Source organism: Pseudomonas sp. NY11955, from assembly GCF_048068035.1.
GTDB lineage: Bacteria > Pseudomonadota > Gammaproteobacteria > Pseudomonadales > Pseudomonadaceae > Aquipseudomonas.
This window is the reverse complement of record NZ_JBLUPS010000073.1, coordinates 1-247: the sequence shown is the minus strand read 5'-3', so window position 1 is coordinate 247 and position 247 is coordinate 1. Positions and strand designations below refer to the sequence as shown.

Genomic DNA, 247 nt, shown 5'->3' with positions numbered 1-247 from the left:
ATTTCAAGGAGTTTGTCGTTCCGATGTCGCTGGAAGTGGGGCGCATTATAAGGGGATTCGAAAGGGCGTCAACCTTTAATTTCATTTATTTGAAATATTCCAGGCGACGACTGTATCAAGGCGGCCAAGTGCCCGGCATGGCACCTTCAGCGCCTGTGAGATCGAGCGCCGCCCGCGCGGCGCATCGCGAGCTTTGCTCGCTCCTACGTTTATTTCGGGCCAATTATTCCTGGGGGATTTTCGCGCG

The 247-nt window shown here is 54.3% G+C and carries 1 protein-coding gene; it reads left to right on the top strand.

Annotation, left to right across the window (positions count from 1 at the left end; all coding sequences use genetic code 11):
• Positions 1–23 precede the first annotated feature (23 nt).
• The coding region (locus tag ACNFBR_RS29325; RefSeq protein ID WP_416737887.1) for a hypothetical protein at positions 24–247 on the top strand (224 nt) is incomplete at its 3' end.